Genomic DNA, 25,362 nt, shown 5'->3' with positions numbered 1-25,362 from the left:
CTCTCAGAAACGGAAATCTCTCTCCCCGTTCTCAATCTTTGCCAGGCGTTCCACCACGATCTCTCTTGTTCTTTCCCTTGGAATGTTCACAAGTTCTGACCGGATCAGTTCTTCTCCGATTTTTCTTGTCTCAGGGCTTGCGTAATCCATAAGGAACTCTTTCAGGGTCATCAGGGCATTGGGGTGGCAGCAGTTCTGAATCTGTCCTGTCTTGCACAGGCTCATGAAACGGTCACCGGTTCTTCCTTCCCTGTAACATGCAGTACAGAAGCTGGGGATATATTTCATGTCCATCAGCCAGTGCACCACCTCATCCAGGGTTCGCTTGTCTGACACATCAAACTGCTCGGAGTTCTCATCCTCCGGTTCCGGTTCGCTGTAGCCGCCCACGCTTGTCCTGGAAGCACCGCTGATCTGGGAAATGCCAAGGTGAAGCACTCTCTCCCTGCACTCCTTACTCTCTCTTGTGGAGATGATCATACCGGTGTAAGGCACTGCGATTCGGATGCAGGCAACCAGTTTCGCGAAAATATCATCATCAATACCGTTGTCAAAAGCAGACGGATCGATATCATCTGCGTGTTTTACCCTCGGAACGCTGATGGTATGCGGGCCGACTCCGTGAACCGCCTCCAGATGCTCCGCGTGCATGAGAAGACCGGCAAATTCATAGCGGTACATCTCCAGCCCGAACAGTACACCCAGTCCCACATCGTCAATGCCGCCCTCCATGGCTCTGTCCATGGCTTCTGTGTGGTAATCATAATTGCTCTTCGGTCCTGTGGGATGCAGTTTTTTGTAGCTCTCCTTATGGTAGGTCTCCTGGAACAGAATATAGGTACCGATGCCGGCGTCTTTTAATTTCCTGTAATCCTCCACTGTGGTGGCCGCGATATTTACATTGACACGGCGGATTGCGCCGTTTTTATGTTTGATGCTGTATATGGTCTTAATGCTCTCCAGTATGTATTCAATGGGATTGTTGACCGGGTCCTCCCCTGCTTCCAGAGCAAGGCGCTTGTGGCCCATATCCTGCAGAGCGGTTACCTCTTTTACGATCTCTTCCTGCGTCAGTTTCTTTCTGGCTATGTGTTTGTTTTTTCTGTGATAAGGACAGTACACGCAGCCGTTGATACAGTAATTGGACAGATAAAGGGGCGCAAACATAACAATCCGGTTTCCGTAGAAATCCTTTTTAATCTGTTCAGCCAGTTTGTAAATCTCCTGGTTTTTCTCCTCTATGTCGCAGTCAAGCAGTACGGATGCCTCCCTGTGGGTGAGTCCCTTTCTGAGCTTTGCCTTCTCAAGGATCTGGTCAATAAGCTCTTCATTGTGCTTATTTGCCTCAGCGTAGGCAAGTGTCTCCTGGATTTCCTCATGGGAAATAAATTCCTCTGCTTTCAGTGATTTCGGATTGTAATTCATTTTTACCCTCTCCTTTTCTCTTTACCGGGTGTACATTTTGGTGTCCCCCCGGTCTACAGTCACTTCACAGCCTATTTTCTTCATTCGGCTGCGAAGAAGTTCCAGTTCGGCGGCATTTTCTGCGCCGGTATAAATTTTATGGTCGTACAGTTCATATTTCCCCTGTACCAGTGAAGCCGATAAATTCGGCATAACCACATTGGCTCCTGCCAGTATGCCTCTCTCCCGCCCGTCATCGGAAATGGTTCCAAGGGCAGTTGTGGCCGGAAGCAGGACTTTCGGAAGCAGCAGGCGGATCAGTCCCAGAAGATACAGAGTAAGCTCTGCACTCCCCGGGGCCTTTGTTCCAAATGGAGTGTCCCTGTGGGGGATGAAAGGCCCGATTCCCACCATGGCAGGCTGGAATTCTTTCAAAAACAGCAGTTCATCAGCCAGGTTCTCAGCCGTCTGCCCCGGCGTTCCTACCATAAATCCGCATCCTGTCTGAAATCCAATGTCCTTTAGATTTCTCAGACATTCCTGTCTGTGATCATAAGACATGGATGGGGGATGCAGCGTGCGGTAATGTTCCTCGCATACAGTCTCATGCCTGAGCAGATATCTGTCTGCCCCTGCATCAAAAAGCTTCTGATAAGCTTCTCTCTCCTTTTCCCCCACGGAGAGCGTCACTGCGCAGTCGCTGTGCTCCTTTTTTATGTCCCGGACCAGCTCTGCGATCCTGTCATCCGTATACCAGGGGTCCTCTCCGCCCTGCAGCACAAAAGTTCTGAACCCAAGAACATAACCTTTCCGGCAGCACTCCAGGATTTCCTCCCTGCCTAGGCGGTAACGCTCTGCCTTTCGGTTTCCTTTTCGGATTCCGCAGTAATAACAGTCATTTTTGCAGTAATTGGTAAACTCGATCAGCCCTCTGATATAAATGCGGTTTCCGTAATATTTCTCCCGCATCCCGGCTGCTTTGCCGAACAGGTATCCGGCAAGTTCCTCATTCCGCTTTTCGATCAGCGCGGTATAGCTCTCCCTGTCCAGGGACTCTCCTGCCTCTAAGCGGTCAATTTTATCAAATAAATTCTCTGTCATAGTCTATATCCTGTGAATAAACAGCCCGCTTCTCAGCTTTGGCTCAAACCAGGTGGATTTCGGCGGCATCAGCTTTCCTGCGTCCGCAACCGCAAAAAGCTCTGCCATGGAAGTGGGATACATGGAAAAGGCTGCCTTACAGTCTGTCTGCACACGTTTTTCCAGCTCACCCAGTCCCCGGATTCCCCCGATAAAATCAATCCGGGGGTCTTTTGCCGGCTCCCGGATCCCCAGCACAGGTTCCAGAAGGTTATTCTGAAGCAATGCCACATCCAGTCCGTCCACCACATCTGTAGCCCGGTATTCTTCCTTTATCTTAAGTTTATACCATCTGTCCTCCAGATACATACCGAATTCGCCTTTTTCCCGGGGCGATACTGCCTCTGTTCCCGGTTCGGACACGGTAAAGCGCTCCCTTATTTTTTCCAGGAACTCTTCCGCGGAATATCCGTTTAAGTCTTTTACCACACGGTTGTAATCCAGGATTTCCAGCTCCTCATCTGCAAACAGGGTACACAGAAAGTAATTAAAGGGCTCCCTGCCCGTATAATTGGGATTCTCCCGGCGTCTCTTCAGACCTGCTTTGATGGCTGAGGCCGCCCTGTGATGGCCGTCTGCGATATATATGCTGTCCATGGCCTGAAAGGTCTTCTCTATCTTGTGAATCATGGCTGACTCATAGATCATCCATCCTCTGTGACGGATGCCGTCCTCTGATACAAAGTCGAAAATGGGAAAATCCTTTTTCTTCACATCCATCAGATGCTTAAAATCCGCATTGGCACGGTAGGCCAGGAAAATAGGTCCTGTCTGCGCCTCCAGCACATCCACATGGCGGATGCGGTCCAGCTCTTTTTCCACTCTGGTGTTCTCATGTTTTTTGATGACACCGTTTAAGTAATCGTCAATCGACGCACATGCCACGATTCCTGTCTGCACATGCCCGTTTCTGGTAAGCTCATAGAGATAAAAATTGGGGTCCACATCCTGCAGGAAGTCCCCGTCCTCCATCATCTTCCAGAATATCCTGCGGGCCTGTTTGTACACCTCAGGAGCGTACATATCCGTATCATCCGGAAACTGTGTCTCCGGACGGTCAATCTTCAGAAAGGAATATGGATTTTTTTCGGTCTCCTCTTTCGCCTCTTTTCTGTTATATACATCATATGGCAGTGCGGCAATTTTAGATGCCAGGTTCTCCTGGGGACGCACTGCACAAAATGGTTTAACTACCGCCATTATCAAATCTCCTTTATAGTTTTTTCTCCATAACGCGGGCAGCAACTTCGCAGACACCATTGAATACCTTTCCCAGCCGCCTGCGGTTTCTGCCAAGCGCGCCAAAAAAAGATTTCATCCGCTTTGCACTGCGGATTCTCTTCTGTATGAATGTTTTCGGTTTTTTTATTTTTCTGCTCATTTTCACACCCCAAATATATTGATGCCTATTTATAACGCCATAATAAAATTATACCGTATATAGTCTTAAAATACAATGAAATAGGCACAATAATTTGCACACTTTCCGGCGGATTTATGACTGACAGAGGTATTAAAAAAACACCAGACGGGGATTGCCTTGACTCTTTCCCCGCTGGTGCTTTTTTCGACCCTGGTTTATTTATCTCCATAGTGGTAACGACAGGATAATATATATAATTTCCGGAATATCCACAAAAGGGCCCGCCCTGAAACCAAAGTCTCAGGACAGGCCCATATCCGTCTATTCTTTTAAAAGGGTCATTTCACAATACGCACGCGGTAAACACCATGAATCTTTTTCAGTTCTTTTGCCACGTCTCCGGAAATCGGTGTGGAAACGTCGATCATAGTATAGGCGAAATCGCCTTTACTCTTGTTGGTCATGTTGGAGATATTCACGCCTGCATCACCCAGCACTTTTGTGAACTGGCTGATCATGTTCGGAATATTTTTGTGGTTGATCGTCACTCTTCCCACGTCCACACAGGCTCCTGCATCACAATCCGGATAGTTTACGGAATTCTTGATATTTCCGTTTTCCAGATAGTCCATAAGCTGTCTGACAGCCATGACAGCACAGTTGTCCTCGGATTCCTCTGTGGATGCTCCCAGATGAGGAGTTACCAGGGTATTCGGGGTACTGGTCACAAGAGGGTTGGCAAAGTCTGTCACGTATTTTTTCACTTTTCCCTCTTTCAGGGCCTCCGCCAGAGCTTCCTCATCCACCAGAAGATCTCTTGCGAAGTTCAGGATAACCACGCCCTCTTTCATCTGGGCGATCTCATCCGCGCCGATCATCTTTCTTGTGGATTCCATCAGCGGCACGTGAATGGTGATATAATCGCATTCCTTGTAGATCACATTCAGGTCATTGATGTGGTGAATGCTTCTGGAAAGGTTCCACGCAGCATCCACGGAGATGAAGGGGTCATATCCATAGACTTCCATTCCCAGATGTACCGCGGCATTTGCCACTTTTACACCGATGGCGCCAAGACCGATGATACCCAGCTTTCTGCCGCTGATCTCACAGCCGGCAAACTGTTTTTTCTTCTTTTCAGCCAGCTTTCCGATATCCTCTGTGGCTTCCTGGTGCTCCAGCCACTCGATACCGCCCACTATATCCCTGGATGCCAGCAGCATTCCGGCAATGACCATCTCCTTTACACCATTGGCATTTGCTCCCGGTGTGTTGAAGACTACCACGCCGTCCTTTGCGCACTCTTCCAGCGGAATATTGTTGACGCCGGCACCTGCTCTGGCAATGGCAACCACATTCTTCGGAAGCTCCATCTCATGCATGTTTGCACTTCTCACCAGCACGGCATCCGCATCAGACATATTGTCCGTGCTCTCGTATTTTGCCGGGAAATGCTCCAGTCCTACGCTGGAAATGGGATTTAAACAGTGATATCTGTACATGATCAAGCATTCTCCTTTTCAAATTTTTTCATAAAGGCAACCAGAGCCTCCACGCCCTCTATGGGCATGGCATTGTAAATGCTGGCACGCATGCCGCCTACGCTTCTGTGGCCTTTCAGATTCACAAAGCCTGCCGCCTGGGCCTCTTTGATAAATTTCGCATCCAAATCCTTATCTCCTGTGACAAAGGGAACATTCATAAGGGAACGGGAAGCCGGTTCCACGGTACCTTTGAACATTACGCTCTCATCCAGGAAATCATACAGGATCTTTGCTTTTTTCTCATTGTGCTCTTTCATGGCTTTCAGGCCGCCCTGTTTTTTCAGCCACTGAAATACCTTGCCGCACATGTAAATGCCGTAGCAGTTCGGTGTATTGTATAAGGACTCCGCGTCCGCATGTGTCTTATAGGTCAGCATGGTCGGTGTTCCCGGAAGCACATCCTCTGTGATCAGATCCTCACGGATGATGGCGATCACCACACCTGCAGGGCCGATATTCTTCTGCGCGCCGCCGTAAATAATACCGTATTTCTCCACGTCCATCGGTTCGGAGAGGAAACAGGAGGAAACGTCCGCCACCAGGGTCTTGCCCTTTGTGTCCGGCAGTGTTTTAAATTTTGTTCCGTATATCGTATTGTTCTCGCAGATGTACACATAATCCGCATCCGGGCTGATGGGAAGGTCGGAACAGTCCGGAATGTAGGAGAAAGTTTTATCCTCAGAGGACGCGATCTTGTTGGCTGTCCCGTACTTCTGTGCCTCCTGCCATGCTTTTTTCGCCCACTGGCCTGTTACGATGTAGTCAGCCACTTTGTTTTTCATCAGGTTCATGGGGATCATGGCAAACTGCTGATGGGCACCGCCCTGCAGAAATAATACTTTATAGTTATCCGGAATATGCAGCAACTCTCTCAAATCTGCCTCCGCAGTATGTATGATATCCTCGAATGCTTTGGAACGGTGGCTCATCTCCATAACAGACATGCCTGTTCCTTTATAATCCAGCATCTCTTCTGCCGCTTCCCGCAGCACTTCCTCCGGCAGAACAGCCGGTCCTGCTGAAAAGTTATAAACTCTGCTCACTTGTTGTTTCCTCCTCTGTTGATTTACTCTTCAAAACGGTTACGCCACATGCCCCCTCTGGGGACACGTGGCATAAATTGCTTGACAAGAAGTATTCTACCTCTTTGTTATATTATTGTCAATAAAAACATTTGTCTTTCTACAAAAGACATATTATTTCTGTTTTGCTTTCAGGTCTTCCTCGTCGAACGCATCCTCAATGTTGGCCCCTGCCGGTACCATTGGGAATACCTTATCATCACTGTCGATCATGCAGTCCAGAACCACCGTTGTATTTAACCGGATGGCTTTTGCAAGGGCTTCCTGCAGCTCCTCTTTTGTGGTCACGCGGATACCCACTGCTCCCATGGCCTCTGCCAGTTTGACAAAATCAACTTTGTCTTTTAATACTGTATTAGAATATCTGCCCTCATAGAACAGCGTCTGCCACTGACGTACCATTCCCAGCACCTGGTTATTGATGACCACTTGGATAAGAGGTACATCATTTCTGGTGGCTGTTGCGATCTCATTCATGTTCATACGGAAACAGCCGTCTCCTGCCACATTGATGACCACCTTGTCCGGATTGCCCATCTTGGCGCCGATGGCTGCCCCAAGGCCGTAGCCCATGGTTCCCAGGCCGCCGGAGGACAGGAAGGTGCGGGGTGTTTTATATTTGTAATACTGGGCAGCCCACATCTGGTGCTGTCCCACCTCTGTTACAATTATGGCATCGCCTTTTGTCTGGCGGTAGATCTCCTCGATAATGGCAGGACCGCTTAAGCCCTCCTGGTTGTAGCGCAGAGGATATTTTTCTTTCAGCTCCTCTATGTATCCCAGCCACTCTTTATGTTCTTTCTGCTCCAGCATATCATTCAGGCGTTTCAGAACTTCTCTGGCGTCACCCACAACGCTGCAGTCAACCAGCACATTTTTATTGATCTCCGCTGCATCCACATCTATCTGGATCACCTTCGCATTTCTGGCAAAGTTTCTGGTATTGCCGGTCACACGGTCACTGAATCTGGCACCCACGGTGATCAGCAGGTCACATTTTGTCACACCCAGATTGGAGGCTTTGGTTCCGTGCATCCCCAGCATACCGGTATACAGCTCATCCTCGCCGGAAAATGCGCCTTTTCCCATAAGGGAATCGGTCACAGGAGCCTGGATCTTGTGTGCAAGTGTGCGCAGCTCCTCCCAGGCGTTGGACGCGATGGCTCCGCCGCCCACAAAGATAAAGGGACGTTTTGCCTCCCGGATCATATCTGCTGCTTTAGCCAGATCTGCTTCTTCAATCTCAGCCACATAGGGTTTCACCGGCTTTGGCACTGTAGTTTCAAATTCTGTCTTGGCTGCAGTCACATCCTTGGTGATATCCACAAGGACAGGGCCGGGCCGTCCGCTCTTTGCAATGACAAAAGCACGACGGATGGTCTTCGCCAGCTTTTTCACGTCTTTTACGATAAAGCTGTGTTTTGTGATCGGCATAACCACACCTGCGATATCTACCTCCTGGAAGCTGTCTTTTCCCAGAAGAGGAACACCTACGTTACAGGTGATGGCAACCACAGGCACAGAATCCATATGTGCTGTGGCAATACCTGTTACCAGGTTGGTGGCGCCGGGGCCGCTGGTTGCAAAACACACACCCACTTTCCCTGTGGAACGGGCATAGCCGTCCGCTGCATGGGCTGCACCCTGCTCATGGGATGTGAGTACGTGATGAATCTCATTGCTGTGTTTATATAACTCATCATAAATGTTCAGAATCGTTCCGCCCGGATAACCGAAAACGGTATCTACACCCTGCTCTTTTAAACATTCGATTACTATTTCTGCTCCTGTCAACTGCATATTGAAATCCTCCCAACCGTTATCTTTTCTTTTTCTTTTTATTTCTGGATTTCCAGAACAGCCCCTCTGTTGCCGCTGGTCACCATAGCCGCATAGCGTGCCAGGTATCCTGTGTTCACCTTAGGCTCTCTTGGCTGCCACTCAGCCTTTCTCCTTGCCAGCTCCTCATCCGATACGGCCAGTTCCAGTTTGTTTTCCGGAATATTGATGCGGATGGTATCTCCCTCCTTAACAAGGGCAATGGGGCCGCCTACGGCTGCTTCCGGGGAAATATGTCCGATGGAAGCTCCGCGGGATGCACCGGAGAAACGTCCGTCCGTGATCAGTGCCACGCTGGAGCCGAGTCCCATACCTGCAATGGCGGAAGTGGGGTTTAACATCTCTCTCATACCCGGGCCGCCTTTTGGTCCCTCATAGCGTATCACAACCACATCGCCTGCCACGATCTTACCGCCCTTAATGGCGTCAATGGCATCCTCCTCGCACTCAAATACCCTTGCAGGGCCTTCATGTACCATCATCTCCTCACAGACCGCGGAGCGTTTTACCACGCCGCCGTCCGGAGCCAGGTTGCCTGTGAGAACCGCAAGGCCGCCGGTCTGGCTGTAAGGATTTTCTACAGGGCGGATCACCTCCGGATTTCTGTTTACACAGTTCTTGATATTTTCACCCACTGTCTTTCCTGTCACTGTCATGCAGTCCAGGTTCAGCAGATCTTTTTTGGTCAGTTCATTCATGACCGCATACACGCCGCCGGCCTCATTCAAGTCTTCTATGTAGGTGGGGCCTGCCGGTGCCAGATGGCACAGGTTCGGTGTCTTTGCGCTCACTTCATTTGCAAATGTAATATCAAAATCCCATCCGATCTCATGGGCAATTGCCGGCAGATGCAGCATACTGTTGGTAGAACATCCGAGTGCCATATCCACGGTCAGGGCATTCATGATGGCGTCTTTTGTCATGATATCCCTTGGACGGATGTTCTGTCTGTACATTTCCATTACCTGCATGCCCGCGTGTTTTGCAAGCTTGATTCTCTCGGAATATACAGCCGGAATAGTGCCGTTTCCTTTTAATCCCATGCCCAGCACCTCTGTCAGACAGTTCATGCTGTTGGCAGTGTACATGCCGGAGCAGGAGCCGCAGGTGGGGCAGACTTTATTTTCAAATTCTTCCACTTCCTCCGCTGTCATGGTTCCTGCGCTGTAGGAGCCCACGGCCTCAAACATGGAGGAGAGACTTCTCTTCTGGCCATGCACACGGCCTGCCAGCATGGGGCCGCCGCTCACAAATACAGTGGGGACATTGATCCTGGCTGCTGCCATCAGAAGTCCCGGCACGTTCTTATCACAGTTTGGCACCATGACCAGGGCGTCAAACTGATGGGCCATAGCCATAGCCTCTGTGGAATCCGCGATCAGATCCCTTGTCACCAGGGAATACTTCATTCCCGTATGTCCCATGGCAATGCCGTCGCAGACAGCAATAGCCGGAAACATAATGGGCGTTCCGCCTGCCATAGCAACACCTAATTTTACGGCATCCACGATTTTGTCCAGATTCATGTGACCCGGCACGATCTCATTGTAGGAACTCACAATACCTACCAACGGCCGTTCCAGTTCCTCTTTTGTCATTCCCAGGGCATTGAACAGGGAACGGTGCGGTGCCTGCTGCATACCTGTTTTTACTGCATCACTTCTCATATCATTCACAATCCTTTCTGTTGTCCGTTATCTATCTCATTCCAATCTCAGATCCGCTCTGCGATCAAATCTCCCATCTCTTTGGTTCCCACCTGCTTCATACCGTCTGCCATAATATCCACTGTGCGGTATCCCTCTGTGAGGACTTTCTGTACGGCTGCCTCCACGGCATCTGCCTCTTTGTCCAGGTCCAGGGAATAGCGCAGCATCATAGCCGCAGACAGAATGGTTGCCAGGGGATTGGCGATGCCTTTTCCCGCAATGTCAGGCGCTGAACCGTGGCTTGGTTCATAAAGGCCGAATTTTGTCTCATTTAAGCTGGCTGATGAGAGCATTCCGATGGAACCTGTCACCATGCTGGCCTCATCAGACAGAATGTCGCCGAACATGTTCTCTGTGAGGATCACATCAAACTGACCCGGGTTATGGACAAGCTGCATAGCGCAGTTATCTACCAGCATGTGTTCCAGTGTCACTTCCGGATAGTCCTTTGCCACCTCTTCCACTACTTTTCTCCAGAGTCTGGAGGAGTCCAGTACATTGGCTTTGTCCACACTTGTAACTTTTTTGCTTCTCTTCATGGCAATATCAAATGCCTTGACAGCGATTCTGCGGATTTCATTTTCATTATATGTAAGTGTGTCAACGGCTGTAGTTACACCGTTTTCCTCCACAGTCTTTCTCTCACCGAAATACAGGCCGCCGGTCAGCTCCCTGACAATGATCATGTCAAATCCGTCTCCGATGACTTCCTCTTTCAGGGGGCAGGCACCTTTCAGCTCATCATACAGATACGCCGGGCGCAGATTGGCAAACAGATTCAGGGCTTTTCTGATAGCTAAAAGTCCTGCCTCAGGGCGTTTTGACGGCTCCAGTTTATACCAGGGAGAAGTCTTGGCATCCCCTCCGATGGAACCCATCAGCACTGCGTCAGAAGCCTTTGCCGTCTCCACAGCCTCCTCTGTCAGCGGTACACCGTGTACATCAATAGATGCCCCGCCCAGCAGCACTTCCTCATAGGAAAAGCTGTGTCCGTATGTTTCACAGACCTTATCCAGCACTTTTTTGGCCTCTGCCACAATCTCCGGTCCGATTCCGTCACCCGGTATCAATGCAATTTTATAGTTCATGAGATTCTCCTCCTGTCGTACAGTTGTCGTATGTTATCGCATTATAGTATTTTAATTATGATAATCCTTTTTCGCTTATATTTCAAGGCATAATAAGGCAGTCTGCTATTCTTTTTCGTTATATAAGCTATAACAGTTTAAAAACCCTCTTGCAAATAAAAATAATTTGGATTATAATATTTTCAACGCATCAGTTCCGGGAGGAGTGCGGTTACGCCCGTATCTGCGGTGTCTCGGTTCACACATATGAATATCCCGGAGGAACACGCGCAGGCTGGTGCATGCCTGGAAATGTTCAGGTTCCTCAATTATACATGTATGCAGATATAGTTCATCGGTAGAACGCCAGCTTCCCAAGCTGGAGAGGCGGGTTCGATTCCCGTTATCTGCTGTTAAGTGTTTGCAGTAAAAATCTTGAATTTAAAGGTTTTTACTGCTTTTTCTTTGCTTCTTCATTAATGTAATTCCGTTAAATATCCTATTGGATTTATAGCCAAATAAAAACAGAGGACCCAGCAATTTTGCTGAGTCCGTTTTTATACTGCCTGTTGAGCTATCCGGAACTACCTGCAAATATAGTTCTATCCCGGAACCTTCCCACATAAAAATTATTAATCCCATTTAGGAAATCAAATATGAATAAATACCAGTATAATATCCATGCCAATCCCGATTCCATACCAGTGAAATACTCTAACTGGTATCCCCCGGTCAAAGTCACTGAAAAAAATACAGATTACGCACAGCTGCTCATGCCGGATCTTGCATCTGCGGTCAGTGAAATGACAACTGTACATCAATATCTATTCCAATCCTGGACAATCAATAACGAATACGGTAATATCCGCCGTATAATCAAACGCATTGCCGTGGTCGAGGAACACCATTTCTCTGTCATTGGACAGTTGATCGCCCTTCTCGGCGGACAGCCGGAATGCCGTTCTTCAGAATCCAAATCTTTCTGGTGCGGGGATATGGTGGATTACAGCCCTGATATTTACACCATACTTGCAGTTAACGCTAAATCAGAGAAGTTTGCTGCCAAAGCATATCTGGAACAGTCAAGAGAAATAAAAGATCCTCTTGTTTCAAAAATGCTGGCAAGACTGGCCCTCGATGAAAAACTGCACTATAATATTTTCAGTGACTTTTTGTCACAGATATAATTGTTTGACACTGCTTTGTGAAAGGGGCGGCATTCCGCCCCTGCCGACAGCTCTTTATACCTGTCTGATCTTCGGCTCCACGGCCTCAGACCTGGCATTGTGCTGCTGATTCTGGTTTTCCGGTTTTACCTTCTGGGTAATGCTGTTGAAAGTCTCGTTTGATCTCTTTCTGTTTAACGCTTCCTGCTGCTTTTTATCCATCTTATTCACCTCGGCATTAAAGTGTTTTTACATATTATTCTTACACTTCAGTATTCCCAAAGGCTATGGTTTTTATGTATGCCGCTTAAGCTCACGTTTCTCCCGGCATTTTCCATCCGTGATGGTCTGTATGCAGCAGCTCGTGGGCTTTGTGGGACAATGGTTTTTCCAAAAAATCTTCGTAGCATTTTATCACAGAGGGATTTTCATGTGAGAACCGGATGTGACTGACCTTATCCAGGCCGTATAGGATCTGTCCCCTGTCCCCGGCAAGCTCCCGGCCGTCGTGGATAGGCTGGCCGCCTCCGCCTGCGCATCCGCCTGGACATGCCATGATTTCCACAAAATCATAGGAAACCCTGCCCTTTCTTAGCGCTTTCATCAATTTCCTGGTATTGCCCAGTCCGCTGGCAACCGCCACCTTTAAAATCGTGCCTGCCAGATTAAATTCTGCCTCCTTCCAGCCGTCCATGCCCCGGACTGCCCGGAAGGCATCCGGTTCGGGATTCTTACTGGTCACCAGATAATACGCGCTGCGCAGTGCAGCCTCCATAACACCGCCTGTGGCGCCGAAAATGACGCCTGCGCCGGAGCCCACGCCCAGAGGCATATCCAGCTCCTCCTCTCTAAGCGTCTCAGGAAGTATATGGAACATACGAATCATCCGGTCTATTTCCCTGGTAGTCAAAGAAGCGTCCACATCCTGCCCTGCACCCGCATCCCTCATGGTCGGAAGGGCACATTCCTGTTTCTTGGCTACGCACGGCATCACAGACAAGCAGAAGATCCGCTCCGGGTCCACATCCAGCAGCTTTGCATAATAGGTCTTTGCCACAGCCCCGAACATCTGCTGCGGTGATTTGGCTGTGGAAAGCTGGTCCACCATATCCGGATACTGGGATTTCATAAACCGGACCCAGCCCGGACAGCAGGAGGTAAACATAGGGAATGTCTCATTTTCTCTGTTCTTCAGTTTCTCCAGAAACTCACTGCCTTCCTCCATGATTGTCAGATCCACACTGAAATTCGTATCGAAGATATAGTCAAATCCCATTTTGCGCAGAGCCGAGGCCAGCCTTTTTACGGTTGCAAATTCCGGCGCCAGGCCAATGGATTCTCCCCATGCCGCACGCACGGCAGGCGCGATCTGAACTACTGTGATCTTGTCCTTATCGGCAATGGCATCCAGTACATGCTCCGTATCATCCCGCTCTCTAAGCGCCCCCACCGGACAGTGGGTGATGCACTGGCCGCACACAGCGCAGTCCGATTCTTCAATTTTCCGGTTGCCTGACACATCCACTGTGGTTCTTGAGCCTGTATTCACCACGTCCCAGATATTAACAGACTGGATTTTATCACAGATTTGTACACAGCGCATACATTTGATGCATTTCGTATAATCCCTGATCAGCGGAAACTCCATATTCCAGCAGTTTTTCGGCAGCTCCTTAACAAAAGGAACATCCATGATGTTCAAATCGTTTGCCACGCTCTGCAGGGAACAGTTCCCGCTCCTGACACAGTAGGCACAGTTGCTGTTGTGCTGAGATAAAATAAGCTGCACATTCGTTCTTCTGGTTTTCCGGGCTTTGGGGCTGTTCGTATGCACCATCATTCCCTCTTTTACCCGGTTATTGCAGGCCGTGACCAGCTTTGCGTAGCCTTCCACCTCCACAACACAGACACGGCAGGCTCCAATCTCATTGATACCCTTCAGATAGCACAGAGTGGGAATCCGGATTCCTGCAAGGGCAGCCGCCTGTAGGATCGTGCTGCGTCTGTCGGCCTCTATCTGTATGCCGTCAATCGTAAGTTTAACTCTCTCTGTATTCACCATTTTTCCACCCTGCCTCCCTTAAACACACCGAAACCGAAGTGGTCACAGCGCAGACAGCGTCTTGCCTCCTGGGAAGCCTCCTCAGAAGTCATACCGCATTCGATCAGTTCCATATCCTTCACTCTCACGGATGCCTCGCGCTCCTTCATATTCACACGGCCGCAGGTGGGACGGTCATGGAGACGGACCCTTGGAATCTCCACACCGCTTGTGATCGTATGGTTATATCCCAGAAATTCGTCAATATTGGCTGCCGCCACTTTCCCCGCCGCAATGGCACGGATCACAGTCGCCGGACCGGTCACACAGTCACCTCCGGCAAATACGCCGGCAGCATCCTTCACACCGCTCCAGTCAAAGGCGTCAATGGCAGCACCTCTTGTAATGGGAATACCGGATTCCCCGAAATGCCGGGAGTCAATCCCCTGTCCTATCGCCACCAGAATCCGGTCACAGGGCAGACGGAGCTTTGCCACATCCGCGTCTCCCGGTGTGGGTCTTCCGTTTTTCATTTTACCGATGATCTGAGGCTGTACCCAGAGCGCGGAAACCTTGCCCTGTCCGTCCTTCTCTATAGACAGCGGCGCATGAAGGTCCAGCACCTCACACCCCTCCGCAATGGCTCCTTCCACTTCCTCCGGAAGAGCCGTCATATCCACTTTCCTTCTTCTGTAGGCAATACGCACACGTTTTGCGCCCAGACGCACCGCGGAGCGCGCCACATCCATAGCCACATTGCCGCCGCCGATCACAATGATATCCCTGTCCTTAAAGTCCGGCATCTCTCCGTCACCGATGCTTCGCAGCATTTCCACTGCGGACATAACGCCCTCGGCATCCTCGCCCTCCATTCCTATCTTTCGGTCTGTATGGGCACCGATGGCTATGTAGACGGCATCATACCGGGGACGGATATCCTGTATCAGATACGGCTCCTCCCCCACATCTGCCCCGGTGACCACGTCAATCCCCACGCTCAAAATCCGGCTTATTTCCCCATCCAGAACCTCTCTGGAAAGCCGGTAGCTGGGAATGCCGTATCGCAGCATGCCGCCCAGTTGTTTTTCCTTTTCATAGATTGTCACCTTATGGCCCATTAAAGCCAGGTAATACGCTGCGCTGATGCCTCCCGGACCGCCCCCGATCACTGCAACTTTCTTACCCGTTGCAGGGGCTGTCTTTGGTACCGGCACTTCTCCTGCCTGCTCCACTGCAAAACGTTTCAGTCCCCTGATATTGATGGGGTCATCCAACATGGTCCTGCGGCACCGCACTTCACAGGGATGCTCACAGATAAGGCCGCAGACTGCCGGCATGGGATTGTCCTTCCGGATCAGGCGCACCGCATCTGCATACCTGCCCTCCCTGACAAGGGCAATGTAACCGGGAATGTCCACACCAGCCGGACACTGGGATACACACGGCACGGGCTGGTTCAGGTTACAGGAGCACCTCCCCCTTAAAATATGCTCTTCAAAATCCTCCCTGAATCCCCGGATTCCCTTCAGCACCATCTTGGCGGCCTCATAACCGATGGCACAGTCCGCGGAATAGAAGATACTCCTGGCTGTCCGCTCAATAACCGCAATGGTCTCCAGAGTGGCATCACCATCCAGCACATCATCAAATAATTTTTCCAGCTGCCCCAGTCCGACACGGCAGGGAACACACTTTCCGCAGGACTGAGCATGGCACATTTTCAGGAAAGATGCCGCCATATCCACCGGACATAACCCGGGCGGGCTGGCAACAATCCGCCGTTCCAGGTCCTTATAGAGTTCCTCCACTGTCCGCTGCGCGCTGTTTTGCGTAATGATACTTAATCTGCTCATATCTACCTCCAATTGCTTCTGTATACCCGGCAGTTCAGATAACTGTTCTGAACTGCCGCCCATATACATTCCGGGCTCCATATGATCTCAGAATGATATGACAGTTACCCTTTCGCTTTATCATATTAACGGGATATAGTTATAATTTAAAATTACCATTTTACAGCTTTATCGTCAATACTATTTCAGTTATTTTTATTAATTTTCCAATAATAATGCTTTGTTATCTATATTTTTCATATAAAAATACCCCATATCTTTTTACAGATATGAGGCATCCTTCTTTTTCAATATTTCACCGGTATCCAGACTTCCACTTCTCCCAAATCTTCCGCCTCGTTCCAGAAAACGTACTTTTCAATGGTGGGCAGTCCGCACTTGTCATACTGGCTCTGCGGAAGAAATTCCTGATTGATCTGCCGCCACAGATTTCCCAGAACATTGTCAGAAATCTTACCCCTGGCCTGAAAAATAAGCCACGTTGCCGGGGGATACTGATATGTCACAAAACCATCTATCTCCGGCCCGTCCCATAAAACAGCGCACATATAATCATTGCTGCCATCCTCCTGAAATCCGAAACACAGTCCCAGATCAAAGAAATCTCCGCTTACGGCTTTCATTTTCTCATTGGTGCCGTCACTTTTGACCACTGCCCAGGTACCGCCGCCATACGGCGTTGTCATTCTTGTTCCCAATACCCGGAAAGCCCCTTTTTCCTCAATCGTATACTTCATAGACTCCACTCCCTTCACAGTCACCTGAAATTCCAGCCTGCAGTAAAACATCAGCGGAACAGCACTCTGCCTTACCTCTGAGGGATTGACGCCGTGCATTTTGCGAAACGCCACCCGGAAGGCATCTCCTGACTGATAGCCATATTTTAATGCGATATCTATTACCTTTTCCTCTGTATTCTGCAGATCATAGGCTGCCATGGTAAGCCTGCGTCTTCTCACATATTCAGAAAAACTGATATTAGTCACCTGTCCGAAAAGACTCTGAAAATTCTGATACGGACACGCCATGATCCTGCTGACTTCCTCCTCATCCACATCATCCCGGAGGTGGTCCTCCACATAATCCATCACCCGGTTGATTCGCTGCATCCACTCCATTTTCTCACCTGCCTTACGCATAGTATAAGCCATCCAGATCCTGTCTGCCCGACAATTTTTCTACGGAAAATATCGGCACGGAAAATGCGTCTGTCCGTTTTCAGCCGCCGAAAATCTCACAGGTACGCCTGCATGCCGCCGGGGTTGCCGCACAGCCTCCCAGCGCGCTTTCCCGTAGCTCAAAGGGAAGGCTTCTGCCCACATGATACATGGCCTGTGCCATTTCGTCGAAGGGAATAAGAGCCGGAATCCCTGCCAGTGTCTGCTCCGCGCAGATCAGCGCATTGGCCGCTCCCACACTGTTCCGGTTCTGACACGGGTATTCCACAAGGCCGGCTATGGGGTCACAGACCAGGCCCAGCAGGTTGGACATTGCCACAGAAGCCGCGTCAAGGCACTGCTTTGGTGTACCGCCCATCATCTCCACCGCTGCCGCGGCAGCCATGGCGGACGCGGCGCCCACTTCTGCCTGACAGCCAGCTTCCGCGCCTGCCACAGAGGCATTCCTCATAAGCAGATATCCCACAGCCCCTGCCGTGTACAGCCCGTTTAAGATCACCTCTTCCGGCAGATCATACGCCTCCTCCAGAGAGAGGAGCACGCCCGGCACCACACCCGAGGAGCCCGCTGTGGGCGCAGCCACGATCACACCCATGGAGGCATTGACCTCCAGAACCGCCATGGCGTATGTGACCGCACGCTGCAGCACAGTCCCGCAGACAGATTTTCCTGCCTCTGCATGGCGGTGAAGCTTCCCGGACTCTCCGCCGATGAGACCGCCCACGGACGGTTTTGGATTGGTCAGAGGTTCTTTTGCGGAACGGCGCATGATCGCCAGGGATTTCTTCATTTTCTCATCCACTTCCTCCTCTGAAATCCGGGAAAACTCTGTCTCCCTCAGCTTCATGACCCTGGAAATGGGTATGTTCTTCTCACTGCATATCTCTAAAAGCTCACTGCCCTGATTGAATTCCATCCTATCCTCCTATATCTGTACCAGAATCACATTGGAGACACAGGGATTTTCCCTGATCTTCTCTGTCACATCTTCCGGTATTTTCTCATCCGACTCCACAATGGTATATGCCCTGGCTCCTCTCTCCTCCCGGTAGAGGCGCATGAACGCAATATTCACATTTCTTTCGCTCAGTACCTTGGTGATATGGGCCACCACACCCGGCTTATCCGTCTGGCTCACCACCAGGGTACTGTACTCCCCTGTAAAATCCACCTCTATCTGGTTCAGCCGGACAATCTTTACTTTACCGCCGCCCAGCGACACACCCCGCACAAAGAGATGCTCCCCGCCGGTACCCTCCATATCCATATCCGCGGTATTGGGATGTTCGTCGCCAAGCTTATCACTGATGATAAACTCATAATCAAGTCCCTGTTCACGGGCAAGTGTCAGGGAATCCCTGATCCGCAGGTCATCCGTCTGAAATCCCATGATTCCCCCGAGTAGTGCACGGTCTGTGCCGTGTCCCCGGTATGTCTGGGCAAAGGAGCCATACAGAGTAAAGCGTACCTTCTTTATTTTCCCCGGAAAAAGCCTCCGCGCAAGAAGGGCCATTGACGCCGCTCCTGCCGTGTGAGAGCTGGAAGGCCCTACCATATTGGGACCGATCACATCAAATAAACTGATAAATGCCATATGTTTATTTCTCCATTTCTGATTCATCTCCACAGCCTGTATCCCATTTGGCGAAGACTGCAGAACACTATTTTCAAATACCTTCTGACAGACGAAAAAACAGGCGCCGCAGAACTATTTTTCCTGCAACACCTGTCTTACTTTTCAATCTTCTGATCACTCTTTTTCTGCGATTCCGTCTCCGGCTTTCTCAACTTCTGCGATTGCCGCTTTTCTCATAGGAATTCTGCAGTTTCTGTTGTTTCCGAATTCTACGATCACATCTTCATCTGTAATATCAATTAAGATTCCGTAAAAACCGCTTGTTGTTACCACGCTGTCTCCCACTTCCATAGAGGATAACATGGATTTTACTCTCTGCTGTTCCTTTTTCTGCGGTCTCATAATCATGAAATACATTAAAAGAAAAAATACAACCAGGGGCAGTAACATAGTTGCCCATGCGCCTGCACCGCCTGCGCTTGCCTGTCCTAAAAACATTTTAGCTCCTCCTGCAAAATAAACTTTTTAGTTCTTTCAACTTATATGCCGAGTTCCCATATAAACTCGGTATGATACAGCAGCTATACCGCTGTTTCATCCGATCACCCGGACTGCTATATTGAACGCTATTACAATAATACACAATTTCTCTTATTTCTTCAAGTGTTTTTCAGGTTTTTTTATATATTTTACACATTTTTTCTGTTTTTATGCCTTTGGGCCTGCTGCCATGCGCTCCAGTTTCTGCTGTTTATAGTCCTCATAGTGCCCCTCATCAAGTGCCTGCCTGATTTCCGTCATCATTGTATTGTAGAAGTACAGATTGTGAAGCACACACAGACGCATGCCCAGCATCTCCTTTGCCTTCAGCAGATGTCGGATATATGCCCTGCTGTAGCTTCTGCAGGCAGGACACTGGCAACCCTCCTCAATGGGACGGGAATCCAGCTCATATTTGGCGTTGAACAGATTCAGTTTTCCAAAGTTGGTGTACACGTGGCCATGGCGTCCGTTCCGGCTTGGATATACGCAGTCAAAGAAATCCACGCCCCTGGAAACACCCTCCAGAATATTAGCCGGTGTTCCCACACCCATCAGGTATGTGGGCTTGTCTGCCGGAAGATAGGGAACCACACTGTCCAGGATCCGGTACATCTCCTCATGGCTCTCTCCCACGGCCAGTCCTCCCACCGCATAGCCGTCAAGGTCCATTTTGGCGATCTCTTTTGCGTGGGCAATACGGATATCATCATACACTGCGCCCTGGTTAATGCCGAACAGCATCTGCTGGGGATTGATGGTGTCCTCCTTCGCATTCAGCCTTGCCATCTCATCCTTACACCTTGCAAGCCACCTTGTGGTTCGATCAACAGAATCCTGGACATATTTCCGGTCCGCCACAGAGGACGGGCACTCGTCAAAGGCCATGGCAATGGTGGATGCCAGATTGGACTGTATCTGCATACTTTCCTCCGGTCCCATGAAAATCTTATGACCGTCAATGTGGGAATTGAAATAAACTCCCTCCTCTTTGATCTTCCTTAATTTTGACAGGGAAAACACCTGAAATCCGCCGGAGTCCGTGAGGATCGGCCTGTCCCAGTTCATGAACTTGTGAAGGCCGCCCAGCTTCTTCACCACCTGGTCACCGGGACGCACATGGAGATGGTAGGTGTTTGACAGTTCTATCTGGGTTCCTATTTCATGCAGGTCTGTTGTGGCTACAGCGCCCTTGATGGCTGCCACTGTGCCAACGTTCATAAAGACAGGTGTCTCCACTGACCCGTGCACAGTTTCAAAATGGGCGCGTTTTGCCATGCCTTCCTGTTTCAATATCTTATACATACAGCAATTTCCTCTTTCTAAAAATAATTCTTCTGCCGGCTGTTTCCGGCATCTGTGTCTGGCTTATTCTACCATATGGAAAATATAAACGCAACCGGCAGGAATATTTTCTTTTGTCCATATATATAACTAAAATAATCCAATTTCAAAATAGCAATTGTATTTTTAGAAATATTGTCGTATAATGTTAAATGATTTTCTATAGCACTATATAAATAAGAAGAAACGCATATATGACGGCGTGAAAACCGTCCATTTTTTATGAAGGAGGTCTCCTGACTATGTCAGCAGATAATAAAAATACTGCAGCCGCATACCGTCTTGGCATTGATATCGGTTCCACCACGGTAAAAATTGCAGTTTTAAATGAAGAAAAAGAAATCCTTTTCTCTGATTATGAACGCCACTTTGCAGACATTCAGAATACACTGGCTGGGCTGCTTGACAAGGCATACAGACAATTGGGGGAATTTTCAGTCCTCCCGGTCATCACCGGTTCCGGCGGACTGACACTTGCAAAGCATCTGGAGGTTCCCTTTGTACAGGAGGTTATCGCTGTATCCTCCTCCTTACAGGAACTGGCACCCAAAACCGACGTGGCTATAGAGCTGGGCGGTGAGGATGCAAAGATCATTTACTTTGAGGGTGGAAATATTGAACAGCGTATGAATGGTATCTGCGCCGGCGGTACCGGCTCTTTTATTGACCAGATGGCTTCTCTGCTGCAGACAGATGCTGCGGGGCTGAATGAGTACGCAAAGAATTACAAAGCCCTCTATCCCATTGCAGCCCGCTGCGGTGTGTTCGCCAAGACAGACATCCAGCCGCTGATCAATGAGGGCGCCACCAAAGAAGACCTTTCCGCCTCCATTTTCCAGGCTGTGGTAAACCAGACTATCAGCGGTCTTGCCTGCGGGAAACCCATCCGTGGCCATGTGGCATTTCTGGGCGGTCCGCTTCACTTTTTATCTGAACTCAAGACAGCGTTTATCCGCACACTGAAGCTGGATGAGGAGCACACTATTGTGCCTGACAATTCCCATCTGTTCGCGGCTATCGGTTCCGCGCTGAATGCGAAAAAAGAAACGCCTGCTGTCTCTGTCACTGCCATGCGCGACAGGCTGTCAGCCAATATACATATGGAATTTGAGGTGAACCGTATGGAGCCTCTGTTCGCCTCCAGGGAGGATTATGACAAATTCAATGAGCGCCAGAGCCACTACAATGTCATAACCGGAGACATTTCCAGCTACAGCGGAAACTGTTATCTGGGCATTGACGCGGGTTCCACCACAACAAAGGCAGCCCTGGTCGGTGAGGATGGTTCCCTGCTCTATTCCTTCTACAGCAACAATAACGGCAATCCCCTGGCTACCAGTATCCGCGCCATCCAGGAGATTTACAGCCACCTTCCGCGGGAAGCAAGGATTGCCTACTCCTGCTCCACCGGATACGGCGAGGCACTGATAAAGGCGGCGCTTCTTCTGGATGAAGGGGAAGTGGAGACTGTTTCCCACTATTATGCCGCTGCCTTCTTTGACCCGGAGGTGGACTGCATCCTGGATATCGGCGGACAGGATATGAAATGTATCAAGATAAAGAACAAGACCGTAGACAGTGTGCAGCTCAACGAAGCCTGCTCCTCCGGCTGCGGCTCCTTTATTGAGACTTTTGCAAACTCCCTGAATTACAGTGTGCAGGATTTCGCAAAAGCTGCCCTGTTTGCCAAAAACCCCATTGACCTGGGAACACGATGTACTGTTTTCATGAATTCCAAGGTAAAACAGGCACAGAAGGAGGGTGCCGAGGTGTCGGATATCTCAGCGGGCCTGGCTTATTCTGTCATCAAGAACGCACTGTATAAGGTAATCAAGGTATCCGACGCCTCCGAACTTGGAAAACACATTGTGGTACAGGGCGGAACCTTCTATAATGATGCTGTTTTAAGAAGCTTTGAGCGTATTGCCGGCTGTGAGGCCATCCGTCCGGATATTGCCGGGATCATGGGAGCTTTCGGTGCTGCCCTGATTGCCAGAGAGCGCTATACGGCAGGACAGGACACTACCATGCTGCCCATTGAGAAGATCAACAGCCTTCAGTATAAGACCACTATGGCAAACTGTAAGGGCTGTACCAACAACTGCCGTCTGACCATCAACAAATTCTCAGGCGGACGCCAGTTCATTTCCGGCAACCGCTGCGAGCGCGGCATCGGCAAGGAGAAGAACAAGGATCATATTCCCAACCTGTTTGACTATAAATATAAAATGCTGTTCTCCTATGAACCGCTGACAGAGGACAAAGCCCCCAGAGGAAAAGTGGGAATCCCCAGGGTCCTCAACATGTTTGAAAATTATCCCTTCTGGTATACCTTCTTCACCAGACTGGGATATCAGGTGGTGCTTTCTCCCACCTCCACAAGAAAGATTTATGAGCTGGGCATTGAGTCCATCCCCAGTGAGTCCGAGTGCTACCCGGCCAAGCTGGCCCACGGTCATGTGTCATGGCTGATCAAACAGGGCGTGAAATACATTTTCTACCCCTGTATCCCATACGAGCGTGAGGAATTTGAGGACTCCATCAACCATTATAACTGTCCGATCGTCACCTCCTACGCGGAAAATATCAAGAATAACATTGACGAGCTGAATGACCCGGAAATCAAATTCCACAATCCGTTTTTAGCCATGACGAATGAGGAGACCATCACAGAGCGACTGCTGGAAGAATTCCAAAACATTCCCTCCACGGAAGTCTCTGACGCCGCCCACGCTGCCTGGAAGGAAATGGCCAGATGCCGGGAGGATATCCGCCGAAAGGGCGAGGAAACCCTGCGCTACCTGGATAAGACAGGAAGACACGGCATTGTGCTGGCAGGAAGGCCATACCACATTGATCCGGAAATCCATCACGGCATCCCGGATCTGATCAATTCCTACGGTATCGCCGTACTCACTGAGGATTCCGTTTCCCATCTGGCTCCCATTGAACGCCCGCTTCGTGTCAATGACCAGTGGATGTACCACACCAGACTTTATGCGGCTGCCAACTTTGTGAAGGAAAAAGATAATCTGGATCTGATCCAGTTAAACTCCTTTGGCTGCGGCCTGGATGCCGTGACCACTGACCAGGTAAATGAAATTCTGGCTGGCAGCGGCAAGATCTACACCTGCCTGAAAATTGATGAGGTAAACAACCTGGGTGCTGCCCGTATCCGTGTCCGCTCCCTGATTGCTGCCCTCCGCGTCAAGGAAGAGCAGCATATCAAACGGAAAATATCACCCTCCTCCATCAAAAAGGTGGTGTTCACACCGGAAATGAGAAAAAAATATACCATTCTCTGCCCCCAGATGTCACCCATCCATTTTTCTATCCTGCAGGCAGCTTTCAACGCCAGCGGATACAATCTGGAGGTGCTTCCCAATGACAACAAGGAAGCCGTGGATGTAGGCTTAAAATATGTGAACAATGATGCCTGCTATCCTTCCCTCATGGTGGTGGGCCAGATCATGCAGGCACTTCTGTCAGGCAAATACGATCTGCACAAGGTAGCGATCATCATGTCACAGACAGGAGGCGGATGCCGTGCCTCCAATTACATCGGATTTATCCGAAGGGCACTTGCCAAGGCAAACATGTCCTACATACCGGTCATCTCCATCAACTTAAGCGGGCTGGAAGAAAATCCGGGATTTAAGATCACGGCAAAACTGGCCACCAGGCTGGCTTTCGGCGCAGTGTTCGGTGATATCCTGATGAAATGCATTTACCGCATGCGCCCCTACGAAGCAGTCAAAGGCTCCGCAAATGCCCTGCACCGCAAATGGGAGAAACGCTGCATCCGTTTCCTGAGCGCGAAACATATCACCTTCGGACAGTTTAACCGTATCTGCCGCCAGATGATCCGGGAGTTTGATACTCTCCCCATCACCGGTGAGAAAAAACCGAGGGTCGGCATTGTAGGTGAGATTCTGGTCAAATTCCTTCCGGCTGCCAACAATCATCTGGCAGAACTTCTGGAAAAAGAAGGCGCAGAGCCTGTATGCCCTGATCTCATAGACTTTTTATGCTACTGTTTCTACAACCAGAACTTTAAGGCAAAATATCTCGGCTTCAAGAAATCTTCCGCGAAAACCGCCAATCTGGGTATCAAAGCCATTGAGTTTATCAGAGGCGCCGCCAACAAAGAATTTGCCAAAAGCAGGCACTTTACGCCCTCTGCCAGCATTGAAGATCTGGCAAAAATGGCAGCACCCATTGTGTCCATCGGCAACCAGACCGGGGAAGGCTGGTTCCTGACCGGAGAAATGATGGAGCTGATCCACAGCGGAGCGCCCAATATTGTATGTACACAGCCATTTGGCTGCCTGCCTAACCATATTGTGGGCAAAGGTGTCATCAAGGCTATCCGCAAGGATTACCCTGACGCCAATATCGTTGCCATTGACTATGACCCGGGAGCCAGCGAGGTAAACCAGTTAAATCGTATTAAGCTGATGCTCTCCACTGCATTCAAAAAAATGTAAATGCTCCGGAATATAAAAAAAGCCTTCGG

Annotated in this window: 19 protein-coding genes and 1 tRNA gene; 3 read left to right on the top strand and 17 right to left on the bottom strand. The window is 49.7% G+C overall.

Annotated features, from left to right (window positions below; all coding sequences use genetic code 11):
* Positions 1-3: 3 nt before the first annotated feature.
* The 9 genes from hydG to leuB form a co-directional block, all read right to left on the bottom strand.
* On the bottom strand, positions 4-1,425 hold the full coding sequence (gene hydG, locus LC508_RS01280; protein WP_033143493.1) for a [FeFe] hydrogenase H-cluster radical SAM maturase HydG: 1,422 nt from the start codon (positions 1,423-1,425) through the stop codon (positions 4-6).
* A gap of 21 nt (positions 1,426-1,446) precedes the next feature.
* The gene (gene hydE, locus LC508_RS01275; protein WP_033143494.1) at positions 1,447-2,505 is read right to left on the bottom strand and encodes a [FeFe] hydrogenase H-cluster radical SAM maturase HydE; all 1,059 of its coding nucleotides are present in this window, start codon (positions 2,503-2,505) and stop codon (positions 1,447-1,449) included.
* A gap of 3 nt (positions 2,506-2,508) precedes the next feature.
* On the bottom strand, positions 2,509-3,744 hold the full coding sequence (locus LC508_RS01270; protein ID WP_103731468.1) for a DUF1015 domain-containing protein: 1,236 nt from the start codon (positions 3,742-3,744) through the stop codon (positions 2,509-2,511).
* A 13-nt stretch (positions 3,745-3,757) separates the two neighbouring features.
* Positions 3,758-3,925, bottom strand: coding sequence for a hypothetical protein (locus LC508_RS01265; RefSeq protein WP_156120899.1), 168 nt, complete (start codon positions 3,923-3,925; stop codon positions 3,758-3,760).
* Between the two features lie 320 nt (positions 3,926-4,245).
* Positions 4,246-5,409 carry a phosphoglycerate dehydrogenase gene (locus tag LC508_RS01260; RefSeq protein WP_054352363.1) on the bottom strand — a complete coding sequence of 388 codons (1,164 nt, stop codon included), beginning with the start codon at positions 5,407-5,409 and terminating at the stop codon, positions 4,246-4,248.
* A gap of 2 nt (positions 5,410-5,411) precedes the next feature.
* A complete protein-coding gene (gene serC, locus LC508_RS01255) occupies positions 5,412-6,494 on the bottom strand; it encodes a 3-phosphoserine/phosphohydroxythreonine transaminase (protein ID WP_103731469.1) in 1,083 nt (360 codons plus the stop codon).
* A 153-nt stretch (positions 6,495-6,647) separates the two neighbouring features.
* Positions 6,648-8,333, bottom strand: coding sequence for a biosynthetic-type acetolactate synthase large subunit (gene ilvB / locus LC508_RS01250; protein ID WP_033143498.1), 1,686 nt, complete (start codon positions 8,331-8,333; stop codon positions 6,648-6,650).
* Between the two features lie 38 nt (positions 8,334-8,371).
* Positions 8,372-10,039: a dihydroxy-acid dehydratase gene (ilvD, locus tag LC508_RS01245; protein ID WP_103733117.1), complete on the bottom strand. Its 1,668-nt coding sequence runs from the start codon at positions 10,037-10,039 to the stop codon at positions 8,372-8,374.
* A 47-nt stretch (positions 10,040-10,086) separates the two neighbouring features.
* Positions 10,087-11,169 carry a 3-isopropylmalate dehydrogenase gene (gene leuB, locus LC508_RS01240; protein ID WP_033143500.1) on the bottom strand — a complete coding sequence of 361 codons (1,083 nt, stop codon included), beginning with the start codon at positions 11,167-11,169 and terminating at the stop codon, positions 10,087-10,089.
* Between the two features lie 320 nt (positions 11,170-11,489).
* Between leuB and LC508_RS01235 the strand changes: the two genes are divergently transcribed.
* Together LC508_RS01235 and LC508_RS01230 are read left to right on the top strand one after the other, a co-directional pair.
* Positions 11,490-11,560, top strand: a tRNA-Gly gene (locus LC508_RS01235).
* Between the two features lie 244 nt (positions 11,561-11,804).
* Entirely contained in the window at positions 11,805-12,335 is a 531-nt protein-coding gene (locus tag LC508_RS01230) for a ferritin-like domain-containing protein (protein WP_054352362.1), read from the top strand.
* Between the two features lie 54 nt (positions 12,336-12,389).
* Here LC508_RS01230 and LC508_RS01225 read toward each other — a convergent pair whose 3' ends face one another.
* The 8 genes from LC508_RS01225 to tgt form a co-directional block, all read right to left on the bottom strand.
* Positions 12,390-12,536, bottom strand: coding sequence for a hypothetical protein (locus tag LC508_RS01225; RefSeq protein ID WP_181014583.1), 147 nt, complete (start codon positions 12,534-12,536; stop codon positions 12,390-12,392).
* Between the two features lie 91 nt (positions 12,537-12,627).
* Positions 12,628-14,376 (bottom strand): [FeFe] hydrogenase, group A, encoded by a 1,749-nt coding sequence (locus LC508_RS01220; RefSeq protein WP_225305294.1) that lies wholly within the window; start codon positions 14,374-14,376, stop codon positions 12,628-12,630.
* Positions 14,370-16,208: an NAD(P)-binding protein gene (locus LC508_RS01215; protein ID WP_103733119.1), complete on the bottom strand. Its 1,839-nt coding sequence runs from the start codon at positions 16,206-16,208 to the stop codon at positions 14,370-14,372. The genes LC508_RS01220 and LC508_RS01215 overlap by 7 nt, the downstream gene beginning before the upstream one ends.
* 287 nt (positions 16,209-16,495) lie before the next feature.
* A complete protein-coding gene (locus LC508_RS01210) occupies positions 16,496-17,347 on the bottom strand; it encodes an AraC family transcriptional regulator (protein ID WP_225305293.1) in 852 nt (283 codons plus the stop codon).
* A 79-nt stretch (positions 17,348-17,426) separates the two neighbouring features.
* A complete protein-coding gene (gene sdaAA / locus LC508_RS01205; RefSeq protein ID WP_033141124.1) occupies positions 17,427-18,302 on the bottom strand; it encodes an L-serine ammonia-lyase, iron-sulfur-dependent, subunit alpha in 876 nt (291 codons plus the stop codon).
* A gap of 9 nt (positions 18,303-18,311) precedes the next feature.
* Complete coding sequence (sdaAB, locus tag LC508_RS01200) at positions 18,312-18,980, bottom strand: L-serine ammonia-lyase, iron-sulfur-dependent subunit beta (RefSeq protein WP_033141125.1); 669 nt, start codon at positions 18,978-18,980, stop codon at positions 18,312-18,314.
* Between the two features lie 156 nt (positions 18,981-19,136).
* Positions 19,137-19,460 carry a preprotein translocase subunit YajC gene (yajC, locus tag LC508_RS01195; RefSeq protein ID WP_033141126.1) on the bottom strand — a complete coding sequence of 108 codons (324 nt, stop codon included), beginning with the start codon at positions 19,458-19,460 and terminating at the stop codon, positions 19,137-19,139.
* Positions 19,461-19,670: 210 nt separating this feature from the next.
* Positions 19,671-20,807, bottom strand: coding sequence for a tRNA guanosine(34) transglycosylase Tgt (gene tgt / locus LC508_RS01190; RefSeq protein WP_033141127.1), 1,137 nt, complete (start codon positions 20,805-20,807; stop codon positions 19,671-19,673).
* A 281-nt stretch (positions 20,808-21,088) separates the two neighbouring features.
* Between tgt and LC508_RS01185 the strand changes: the two genes are divergently transcribed.
* Complete coding sequence (locus LC508_RS01185) at positions 21,089-25,333, top strand: 2-hydroxyacyl-CoA dehydratase (RefSeq protein WP_103731377.1); 4,245 nt, start codon at positions 21,089-21,091, stop codon at positions 25,331-25,333.
* Positions 25,334-25,362: the final 29 nt, after the last annotated feature.

This window comes from Blautia parvula, assembly GCF_020215665.1.
Taxonomy (GTDB): domain Bacteria; phylum Bacillota; class Clostridia; order Lachnospirales; family Lachnospiraceae; genus Blautia; species Blautia celeris.
Note: the sequence above shows the minus strand (reverse complement) of the source record. Positions and strands in the feature narration are given on the sequence as shown.

Bases quoted from the DNA above. Each gene is read 5' to 3' on its own strand.
- hydG (WP_033143493.1), bottom strand. From the start codon at position 1,425: ATGAATTACAATCCGAAATCACTGAAAGCAGAGGAATTTATTTCCCAT.
- hydE (WP_033143494.1), bottom strand. From the start codon at position 2,505: ATGACAGAGAATTTATTTGATAAAATTGACCGCTTAGAGGCAGGAGAG.
- LC508_RS01270 (WP_103731468.1), bottom strand. From the start codon at position 3,744: ATGGCGGTAGTTAAACCATTTTGTGCAGTGCGTCCCCAGGAGAACCTG.
- LC508_RS01265 (WP_156120899.1), bottom strand. From the start codon at position 3,925: ATGAGCAGAAAAATAAAAAAACCGAAAACATTCATACAGAAGAGAATC.
- LC508_RS01260 (WP_054352363.1), bottom strand. From the start codon at position 5,409: ATGTACAGATATCACTGTTTAAATCCCATTTCCAGCGTAGGACTGGAG.
- ilvB (WP_033143498.1), bottom strand. From the start codon at position 8,333: ATGCAGTTGACAGGAGCAGAAATAGTAATCGAATGTTTAAAAGAGCAG.
- ilvD (WP_103733117.1), bottom strand. From the start codon at position 10,039: ATGAGAAGTGATGCAGTAAAAACAGGTATGCAGCAGGCACCGCACCGT.
- leuB (WP_033143500.1), bottom strand. From the start codon at position 11,169: ATGAACTATAAAATTGCATTGATACCGGGTGACGGAATCGGACCGGAG.
- LC508_RS01230 (WP_054352362.1), top strand. From the start codon at position 11,805: ATGAATAAATACCAGTATAATATCCATGCCAATCCCGATTCCATACCA.
- LC508_RS01225 (WP_181014583.1), bottom strand. From the start codon at position 12,536: ATGGATAAAAAGCAGCAGGAAGCGTTAAACAGAAAGAGATCAAACGAG.
- LC508_RS01220 (WP_225305294.1), bottom strand. From the start codon at position 14,376: ATGGTGAATACAGAGAGAGTTAAACTTACGATTGACGGCATACAGATA.
- LC508_RS01215 (WP_103733119.1), bottom strand. From the start codon at position 16,208: ATGAGCAGATTAAGTATCATTACGCAAAACAGCGCGCAGCGGACAGTG.
- LC508_RS01210 (WP_225305293.1), bottom strand. From the start codon at position 17,347: ATGCGTAAGGCAGGTGAGAAAATGGAGTGGATGCAGCGAATCAACCGG.
- sdaAA (WP_033141124.1), bottom strand. From the start codon at position 18,302: ATGGAATTCAATCAGGGCAGTGAGCTTTTAGAGATATGCAGTGAGAAG.
- sdaAB (WP_033141125.1), bottom strand. From the start codon at position 18,980: ATGGCATTTATCAGTTTATTTGATGTGATCGGTCCCAATATGGTAGGG.
- yajC (WP_033141126.1), bottom strand. From the start codon at position 19,460: ATGTTTTTAGGACAGGCAAGCGCAGGCGGTGCAGGCGCATGGGCAACT.
- tgt (WP_033141127.1), bottom strand. From the start codon at position 20,807: ATGTATAAGATATTGAAACAGGAAGGCATGGCAAAACGCGCCCATTTT.
- LC508_RS01185 (WP_103731377.1), top strand. From the start codon at position 21,089: ATGTCAGCAGATAATAAAAATACTGCAGCCGCATACCGTCTTGGCATT.